Origin of the sequence: Ensifer sp. ENS02, from assembly GCF_014851885.1 — a bacterium.
GTDB classification, from domain to species: domain Bacteria; phylum Pseudomonadota; class Alphaproteobacteria; order Rhizobiales; family Rhizobiaceae; genus Ensifer; species Ensifer adhaerens.
In genome coordinates, this window is sequence record NZ_JACVAO010000065.1 from 1 (window position 1) to 699 (window position 699).

Genomic DNA, 699 nt, shown 5'->3' on the forward strand with positions numbered 1-699 from the left:
CCTCGAACCAGATCTCGCCGTTCTGCAGCGTAACATTGAGGCAGTTCGACTGGCCGATGAAGCCGTAGACGAAGGGCGAGACCGGATGGTCGTAGATCTCGTCGGGGGTGCCGACCTGTTCGATCACGCCCTTGCTCATGACGACGACGCGGTCGGCGAGCTCCAGCGCCTCGTCCTGGTCATGGGTGACGAAGATCGTCGTGTGGCCGGTGCGGTCGTGAATGTCGCGCAGCCACTTGCGCAGCTCTTTCCGGACCTGTGCGTCGAGCGCGCCGAAGGGCTCGTCGAGCAGAAGCACGTTCGGTTCCACCGCCATGGCGCGGGCGAGCGCCACACGCTGGCGCTGGCCGCCCGAGAGCTGCGCCGGATAGCGCTTGTCGAGGCCGGAGAGCTGCACCAGGTCGAGCAGATCGAGGGCGCGCTTGCGGATCTCGGCCGACGGCGGTCTGCGGTTCGACGGGCGGACCTTGAGGCCGAAGGCGACGTTGTCGAGCACGGTCATGTGGCGGAACAGGGCATAGTGCTGGAAGACAAAGCCGATGTTGCGCTCCTGCACGGTCTTTTGCGAGGCATCCTCGTCGCCGAAGAAGATCGTGCCTTCGGTCGGGCTTTCGAGCCCGGCAACGAGACGCAGAAGCGTCGTCTTGCCGGAGCCGGAGGGGCCGAGCAGCGCGATCAGCTCGCCGGAGCGGATGTCGA

At 66.1% G+C, this 699-nt stretch carries 1 protein-coding gene; it reads right to left on the reverse strand.

The window, feature by feature from the left end; all coding sequences use genetic code 11:
- Positions 1 to 699, reverse strand: a 699-nt coding sequence (locus IB262_RS35450; RefSeq protein WP_192373414.1) for a sulfate ABC transporter ATP-binding protein, incomplete at both ends; no start/stop codon positions are given.